We start from the raw sequence: 8,367 nt of genomic DNA, 5'->3' as shown, positions 1-8,367 counted from the left end.
CTGTTCGACTACATCGAGGTCTTCTACAACCAGCAACGCATGCACTCGGCAATCGGCTACGCTGCGCCGGCTGAGTTCGAAAGAGCAGCGGCGTAGTCAACCTGTCCACCGAACCGGATCACGCCCAGTTCTTGGAGAAGTACGTGTACATCACGTCCCAGTCCGTCTTCTCCACCTCCTCCATCTTCCCGGTGGCGAGCACGTAGCGCACCGCGCGGGAGAACTCGGTGCCCTCGTCGGTGATGAGGTACAGCGCGGAGGACGTCGGGTCGAAGGTCGCCGAGGACCAGGAGGCGATTCCCTTGTGGGCGGAGAGGTGCTTGCGCTCCTTGGTGGCGACGTTGAGGAGGAAGACGTCGCTGTCGGCGGTGGTGTTGGTCTGGTCCAGGGAGAGCCACTTCTCGTCCGGGGACACGTCGCCCACGTCCAGGCCGCTCTCGTTCTGGTACAGCAGCTTGCGCTCGAAGCTCTTGGCGTCGTAGCGGTACAGGTCCATGAAGCGCTCGTCGCGCTCGTTGGTGAGGACGTAGAAGGCGGACTCGTCCTGGCTCCAGCCGAAGAAGACCGCGCGGTGCTTGTCGCCCGGCGTGAGGTCCTTCTCCTGCCCGTCCGGCGTGCGCACGTAGAGGTGGTGCAGCTCGTTGCCGCCCTGGTCCCGGGTGAAGAGGATGCGCTCGTCCTTGGGGAAGTAGCCCACGGCGAAGGTGCTGTCCGTGGTGGAGCGGGTGAGCTGGGTGGGCTTGCCGCCCTTCGCCGGCGCGGAGAAGACGTTGTAGATGCCCGTCTGGTTGGACGAGTACAGCACCCGCTGCTCATCCGGGGAGAAGGACGCGCCCCGAATCAGGGTCGTCTTCATGAACTGCTCGATGGCGTAGTGCTTGGACGGGCGCGCCGTCTCCCGCGCGGCGCCCGGCTTCTTCTCGGCGCCGGTCGGCTCCGGCTTGGGCGCGGCCAGCGCGAGAGTGGGGACGAGAGCCACGGCGGCCAGCGCTCGTGACAGGGAAGACCAGGTCGGCATGACGGCTCCGGGGGAAGTGGGGTGCGCAGGGGAGACACTCGCGCGGTGGTGCTGGCGCGGTGTCCCGTGCCTTCTACACGAATGGCCCAGGGCGCCATTGCCTGGACGCCTCCCGCCGCGAGCCGCCTCGGGGCTGTCTCCAGGGGAGCGCGAGTCCAGGAGGGCTCCAGGGGCGGGCTCGGATGCCTGCTTCTGGGACCGGGCTGGCAAGAGGGCCTCGAAGCGGGAAGTGCATACATACCCCTCCCGGGTTGTGTTGGACGATGCACGACCCCCAGACGACGCCCCGCCTGCCGAGGCCAACGCCTGTCCCCTCACCTGTCCCCTCTGTCGAGCGCAACCAACTGGTCCTCCCCATCCCGGAGCGTCCAGCCCACGAAGCGCTCGCGGAAGCCCGAGGGTGGCTCGATGGCATCCACGAGCGGATGATGGCCGCCGAGGACGACGTCCTCCATCAGGACATGCACTCGCTCCACCTGGGCCTGCTCACCTTGCGGCGCCGCTGGAACGAGGAGGACTGGAAGTCCTTCTGCATGGACACCGCGCGAAAGCACCCGCTCCGCTCGTTCGTCCACCAGTGTCCCTTCACCCGGAGGGCCTTCGAACGCCCCCGGGGCTATGCGGGAGACGCGGCCCTCATCGACTACCTGTACATGGACCGGGCCGCCGACGAGCTTCACGCGGGCCGTGAGGTCTACCGGTACATGCATCAGCAACCCAGCGCGGTCAGCGTGCGCGAGCGACGTGAGCTGCTGGCGCGCGCCCTCGACGCGACGGCCGAGCGCGTTCCCCAGGGCGCGCGCATCCTCTCCGTCGCGTGTGGCCACCTGCGCGAGGCCGAGTCCTCCGCGGCGGTGCGCGAGCGCCGCGTTCAAGAACTCATCGCGTTCGACCAGGACCCGCTGAGCCTCGCGGAGATTTCGCACCACCAGCCGCTCGACGTGGTGCGCCCCCACTGCGGCTCGGTGCGCGCGCTGCTCGCCGGCAAGGTGGCCTTCAGCGAGTTGGACTTCGTCTACTCCGCGGGCCTCTACGACTACCTCTCCGCCTCCGTCGCCACGCGGCTCACCGGGCTGCTCTTCGGCATGCTGCGCTCGGGGGGACGGCTGCTGGTGGCCAACTTCGCGCGCTTTCCTCCGGAGACGGGCTACATGGAGGCCTTCATGGACTGGTGGCTCACCTACCGGGAGGAGGACGACATGCGCGCCCTGCTCGCCGAGGTGCCGCTGGAGTTGATCGACTCCGTGCGGCTGTTCCGCGACAGCCAGGACAACGTCATCTATCTGGAGCTGACCCGCCGCTGAGGCCTGGGGCTCGCTTTCAGTGCACGGGCGGCCCGGGTGGCTCGAGCTGCGAGGGTGGCCCGGAGCAGGGCAGGGTGACGGTGAAGGTGGAGCCTTCGCCCGGCGTGCTCTCCACGTCGATGGTGCCGCCCAGGGCCTGGACGATTTCCCGCACAATCCACAGGCCCAGGCCGAAGCCGCCGTAGTGGCGCACGGACACCGCGCGCTCGAAGCGGCCGAAGATGCGCGAGCGGTCCTCGTCGGCGATGCCGATGCCGAAGTCCCTGACCCGCAGTCGCGCGTGGCTGCCCCGCTGCTCCAGGGTGATTTCAATCGGCTGGCCGGCGCCGTACTTCATCGCGTTGGACAGGAGATTTCCCACCACCTGCTCCAGGCGCATGGCGTCCCAGTAGCCCGCGAGGCGGTGCTCGGGAGCGAGGAGTCGCACCGGGCACTCGGCGCGCGCGAGCGCCTCGCGGCTGCGCTCCAACTGCCCGTGGACGAGGGCCACCAGGTCCACCTCGGAGAGCTTGATGTGGAGCTGGCCCTGGGCGAGCCGGGAGATGTCCAGCAAGTCACTCACCAATCGCCCCAGGCGCTGCGTCTGGGCGGAGGCGGACTCCAGCTTGGCGGTGAGCTTCTCCGGTGGCAGGTGGCCGCCCGTGGCGCGGGCCTGGACCTGGAGTCCCTGGATGTGGAGCTGGAGCGAGGTGAGCGGCGTCTTCAGCTCGTGCGCGGCGATGGAGAGGAAGTCATCGCGGCGGCGCACCGCCTCCTGCTCGGCGCGGTACAGGCGGCCCTGCTCCTCGGAGAGCGCGGCGATTCGCGCGAAGTTCTCCGCGTTCTCCAGCGCGGCGCCGGCCAGCACCGTGACGAACTCCGCCAGGTGCTCCTCCAACTCGCCGAACAGCGCGCCCACCTGCCGGTGCGTGGCGACGACGCACGCCACCGTCTTGCCGCGCACCTGGAGGGGGGCGCAGAGCAGCGAGCGCACGCCGAGCAGCTCCATGCTCTCGCTCACGCCTCCGGGCAGCCCCTGTCCGAGCACGGTGATTCGGCCCGTCTCCATCGCGCGAGCGAGGGCGGTGCGGCTGATGCCCACCGCGTCCGCGTCCTCGTCGTGGGGCAAATCCCGAGGGTCCACCACCGCGCAGTGCTCGGCGCGCAGCAACTCCAGCATGGACTGTCGGGCGGCCTCGAACACGGCCTCGCGCGAGAGGGCGGACGCGAGCCTGCGGCCAGCCTCCAGCACGCGCGGGAAGCGGTCCACCAGGGAGAGGGTGCGGGTGCCTCCCCGCGCGGCGACCTCCGGTGACAGGCCCTCCTCCATCTCCTCCAGCGCCCGGGTGGCCGTGGCCAGGTCCGCCGCCGCGTCGGCCTGGCCCAGCGCGCGGCCCAGCTCTCCGCGGGCCTTGAGGCTCTGGGCATGCTCGTGCCGCATCTGCTGGGCATCGGCCACTTGCAGAGACTGCTCCAGGAAGCGCCTGGCCGCGCGGGGCTGACCTCGCAGGGCGGCCACCAGTCCCCGCTCGCGCAGCGCATGGGGGAGGTTGTTGCGGTAGGTGCGCGCCAGCGCATGGGCGCGTCGGGCCGTGTCGTCGGCGCGCTTGAGCAGGGCCTCGCGTCTCGCGGCGGCCAGGGGCGACGTGCTCTCCGCGAGCAGGCGCAGCGCCGTCGCCAGCAGCGGGCCGATGGGGGCCACGTACTCCTGACGCAGGTGTGCCTCGTCCACCAGACGCGAGGCGCGCTCCAGCACCTCCACCGCGCCCGCGGCATCGCCCTGACGCATCCGGCGCAGCGCCTCCGCTTGAAGCACGCCCGCGTAGCTCTGCGGGTCCGGCTGGTCGGAGTTGTTCAGCTCGCCGTCCAGCAGCGTGCCCGGAATCCTCCCGCCGGACGCCTTGGCCCACGCCTCCAGGCCCAGGCGCGCCGAGTAGCGGTCTCCCAGCGCAAGGGCGGCTGCGTGCAGCCGTTGGCTCGTCTCCAGCGACTCGCGCAGCCGGCCCAGCCGATAGAGCGCCATGGCCACCTGGAACGTGGCGTTGTTCACCTCCCACGGGTCGCCGGTGCGCTCCAGCAGTCGAATCGCCTCGTTGCACTTCTCGATGCAGTCGTGGAAGCGCGAGGCCGCGTAGCAGGCCAGCCCGTAGAAGTGCAGCGTCTGGCCCTGGCCCCACAAGTCACTCTGCTCCTGGCGCATCGCCAGGGACTTCTCCGCGTAGGCGAAGGCGCGCTGGAACCAGGGCACCGTGGTGAGCGCGGGCGAGTGCTCCGAGTACGCCTGCGCGAGCTCCGGCGTCGGCGGGTAGCGCTCCGCGAGGTTCAAGTCCCGCAGGTGCGCCCACAGCACCGCCATGCGTCCGCGCCGGTACCAGTAGCCATAGGCGAGCCGGCTGTAGAGGCGCACCGCCTGGAGGTCGCTCTCCCCGCCCGCGAGCGGCCTGCGGGAGAGGAACCTGCGCGGCGCCACCGTGTGCGCCGCCTGCGCCAGGATTTCCCAGACGGCGCTGGCGCCGGTGAGCACGCCCCCGGGAGGCACCCACCGCCCCATCAACTTGAGGCCCTGCTCCAGCGCGAGCGTCGCCTCACCGAAGTCGCCGCGCTTGAAGGCCAGCTCTCCCAGGTGGCCCAGGACGCGCGCCTGCTCCTGTTTGTCCCGCGCCAGGGCCTGGGCGCGCTCCAGTTGCTGGCGGGACTCCTCGTAGCGTCCGCGCAGCATGAGGACGTTGCCCAGTCCGGAGGCGACGCGGAAGCGCGTGCCCGCGTCCGCGCCCGCCGCGCCCCGTTCGGCGATGCGGTAGTTCAGCTCCGCCGTCTCCAGCGCGAAGCGCCTGCGCGCCAGCTCCGCGGCCACCAGCGCGTGGGGCAGCGCCTGTGCGTACTCACCCGCCGCGTCGAAGTGATAGGCCAGCTCGAACGAGTCCTGCGGCAACTGGCTCGCCGCGGAGCGCGCCGCCAGCCGGTGCAGCTCCCGTCGCCGCTGCGGCGTCAGCATGTCCAGCAGCACCTCGCGCAGCTTGTCGTGCACGAAGGTGTAGCGCGTGCCTTCTCCCCACAGCATGTGCCGGCGGCGAGGCTCCTCCAGCGCGGCGCCCAGCTCCTCCGGCGAGGTGCCCGACAGCGCCGCCACCCGCGCCAGCTCGAAGGACTTGCCCAACACCGCGCCCACCGACAAGAGCCGCCGCGCCACCAGGGGAAGCAAACGCAAGCGGCGCACGAGGAAGGTGGCGGCCTGCCGCGACGAGCGCGCGTGCGCCATGGCCTCCGGCTGCACCTGCCACCCGGAGGTGCCGGACACGAGCACGCCGTCCTCCACCAGCCCGTGCAGCACCGCGCTGGCCATGAAGGGGTTGCCCTCGGACAACCGCGCCACCAGCTCTGTCGCCTCCGGTGGCAGCGCGCCGGCCATGGACTCCGCCAGCCGCGTCACCTCCGCGGCGCCGAAGGAGGCCAGCCTCAGGTGCGCGGTGGGCGCGAGTCTGCGCAGCAGGTGCGTGGGGCCGATGTCCTCGCCGCGAAACGCGAGGACGACGAGCACGCGTCCCTTCCCCTGTCGCCGCGCCTGAGACCAGGCCTCCAACGCCCGCAGCGTCAGCTCATCCGCCCACTGGCAATCATCCAGCACCACCACGGTGGGCTCATCCCGTGTGCCCAGCGCGGACAGGAGCGCGGTGAGCGCCCAGATGCTCCGGCTCTCGCCCAGGGACTCCGGCCCCAGGCCTCGCGCGGGCGCGGCGGACCGCGCGCACAACACGGGCTCCAGTTGCGGCAGCACCGCGCACAGGCTGACCTCTTGTCCCGCGAGCCTCTCGCGTAAAGGCTCCGTGAGGGTCGGCCTCGACTGGAGGACCTGGGCGATGCCCGTGGCCACGCCGGCGAAGAGCTGGAACGGACGGCGCGCGGCCTGGTCCTGCGCCTGGCCCTGCAACACCCACGCATGGTGGCGGGCCGCCCTGGCCGCGAGTTCGTCGAGCAGCCGGCTCTTGCCTCCCCCCGACTCGGCCTCGACGAGGACGAGCCGTCCCGGCTCCGTCAGCGTCTGCTCCAGCTCCCGCTCCAGCGTGGCCACCTCTTCGTGACGGCCCACGAAGGACGGCTCGGCCAGGCTGCGTCGCGCATCCCTGGCGCCCGTGACGAGCGCGGGCTCCACCTGGCCCCGCGCGAGCGCCTCCTCCAACTCCATCAGGTCCGCGAGCGCGGAGCTGGCCGCCTGGTAGCGGTCCGACGGGTCCGTCTGCAGCAGCCGGGAGATGACCTCCTCGAGCGCGCGCGGCGCCTCCACGCCCACGGCGCGCAGCCGGGGCCGGGCCGCCAGATGCTGGCGCAGCACCTCGCCCACGGAGTCGCCCGCGAAGACGGGCCCTCCGGAGAGGGCCTCGAACAGGACGACGCCCGCCGAGTACAGGTCCGACGTGGCCTCCACCGGTCGATGCAGCAGGCCGGCCTGCTCCGGCGACAGATAGCGCGCGGTGCCCACCGGCAAATCCCTCAGCGAAGGGTCCAACCGCTCGCTGCGCGCGAGACCGAAGTCAATCAACGTGGCGCTGGAGAGCGGATGGCCGGAGACGATGAGGTTGGTGGGCTTCACGTCCCGATGCAGGACGCCATGGCGGTGGGCCTCGGCCAGCGCGGACAGCAAGTCGCGACCCAGCGCGAGTGCTTCCGGGACGCTCAGGACACCGCGCGACAGGCGTGCCTCCAGCGTCTCTCCCTGGAGCCAGGGCGTCACCAGATAGAGCCAGTCCCCGGAGGTGCCCAGGTGCCGCACGGGGACGATGAAGGGACTGTCCAGGTGGGCGAGGACCGCGGCCTCGTGCTCCAGCCGGTGCCGCGCCGCCGGGACGAGCGCCGTGGACGACGTCACCTTGACGGCGATGCGCTCCCCGGTGCGGAGGTCCACCCCATCCCAGGTGGAGATTCCACGTCCGGCCTTCAGGCGTTGGGCCAGCTCGAACCGGTTGCCCAGTCGGCGGCCGGACTGTGGCTCTCCTGGAACGGCGCCGGCGTATTGGAAGCCTTCAGCCATTCAGTGTCCTCGAGCTCCACCTCCGCAGCGCCCCTGCGATGCGGTTGGCCGCGCGTTCCGTCCTTCCGGCAAGGTTGGGTGTCGGACGGGACGCCGCCAAGGGGAGGGGCCGACGCACGTCCCCCGTGTGCCGACTCAGCCTTCAACAGCCGCGCGCGCTCCGTTTCCCTCCTGCTCGACGAGCGTGCGGGGAAGCCTGCCCGTCCAGCGGCCGACGAGGCGAGCGCGCGGTCTTCCGACACGTGGGGGGCACATGCTACGCCGGTGAGTGAACTTCCGTGCCCCTTCGCTCCTGCTCGAGGTCCCACCGATGAAGCTCTCGCAGACGTTCCTGGCCGTGCTCGCGCTGTCCGTGCTGCTCCCCGTCTCTTCCGCGCGCGCCTCCGACTATCCGCCCGACTACCCCATCTGCAGCGTGTACGACTCCGCGACGACGGGGCCCTTCGAGGTCATCCGCCACACGCGCCGGCTGCCCGGCCGCCTGGCGACGCTCACCGTCGCGTACCGGGGCTACCTGCGCGGCCTGTACCCGGACAATCAAATCTCCATCTACATCCAGCTCAACGGCCGTCAGCAGACGCTGGCCGCCAGCGCGGGCACGAACAACGATGCCTATGTCTTCCTGAACGCGGGGCCGCGCGCCTGCATCAAGTGCATGCAGTACCAGAACCTGCCCCAGTGCGCTGAGCACTTCGCCAACGGTGGCCAGGACGGCGTCTGGGTGTGCCAGCAGCCCACGGCGGTGGAGAGCGACCTCTTCTTCTACGCCTTCAACTCCAACGGGAATCAGAACGCGTGGGACATCTCCCTGGCGGCGACGTCCCATGGCCAGTGGGACAGCAACCTGGGCAACAACTACTTCGCGCAGCTGCCGGCACGCTCCAGCTGCTGGTAGATTTCCGCCGCGAGCGGTCCGCATTTTCTGAGCGGCCTGGACAGGACTTCGCTTCACGGGCCGCCATGGGGACACTTTTTTCGCGCCGTGACGATTGCCGCGGCGCATTCGCGCCCTGTGCTTGACACCCTGGGGGCCCCGGCGG

General features: G+C 70.8%; 5 protein-coding genes. 3 read left to right on the top strand and 2 right to left on the bottom strand.

Annotated elements, in window-relative coordinates; all coding sequences use genetic code 11:
- Nucleotides 1-96, top strand: a 96-nt coding sequence (locus HUW62_RS26765; RefSeq protein ID WP_147449029.1) for an IS3 family transposase, incomplete at its 5' end; no start/stop codon positions are given.
- A 22-nt stretch (nucleotides 97-118) separates the two neighbouring features.
- On the opposite strand, the gene HUW62_RS26760 is transcribed toward HUW62_RS26765, so the two are convergent.
- A complete protein-coding gene (locus tag HUW62_RS26760; RefSeq protein WP_176435993.1) occupies nucleotides 119-1,018 on the bottom strand; it encodes a hypothetical protein in 900 nt (299 codons plus the stop codon).
- 263 nt (nucleotides 1,019-1,281) lie between these two features.
- Between HUW62_RS26760 and HUW62_RS26755 the strand changes: the two genes are divergently transcribed.
- Nucleotides 1,282-2,322 carry a class I SAM-dependent methyltransferase gene (locus HUW62_RS26755; protein ID WP_176435992.1) on the top strand — a complete coding sequence of 347 codons (1,041 nt, stop codon included), beginning with the start codon at nucleotides 1,282-1,284 and terminating at the stop codon, nucleotides 2,320-2,322.
- Between the two features lie 16 nt (nucleotides 2,323-2,338).
- On the opposite strand, the gene HUW62_RS26750 is transcribed toward HUW62_RS26755, so the two are convergent.
- Nucleotides 2,339-7,327, bottom strand: a complete 4,989-nt coding sequence (locus HUW62_RS26750) for an ATP-binding protein (protein ID WP_176435991.1) — start codon at nucleotides 7,325-7,327, stop codon at nucleotides 2,339-2,341.
- A gap of 310 nt (nucleotides 7,328-7,637) precedes the next feature.
- On the opposite strand from HUW62_RS26750, the gene HUW62_RS26745 reads away from it, so the two are divergent.
- The gene (locus HUW62_RS26745; protein WP_163869055.1) at nucleotides 7,638-8,222 is read left to right on the top strand and encodes a hypothetical protein; all 585 of its coding nucleotides are present in this window, start codon (nucleotides 7,638-7,640) and stop codon (nucleotides 8,220-8,222) included.
- Nucleotides 8,223-8,367 lie beyond the last annotated feature (145 nt).

Origin of the sequence: Myxococcus sp. AM011, from assembly GCF_013372595.1 — a bacterium.
In the GTDB taxonomy this organism is placed as follows: Bacteria; Myxococcota; Myxococcia; order Myxococcales; family Myxococcaceae; genus Myxococcus; species Myxococcus eversor.
The sequence above is the reverse complement of the archived record's forward strand: the minus strand, read 5'-3'. Positions and strand labels throughout refer to the sequence as shown.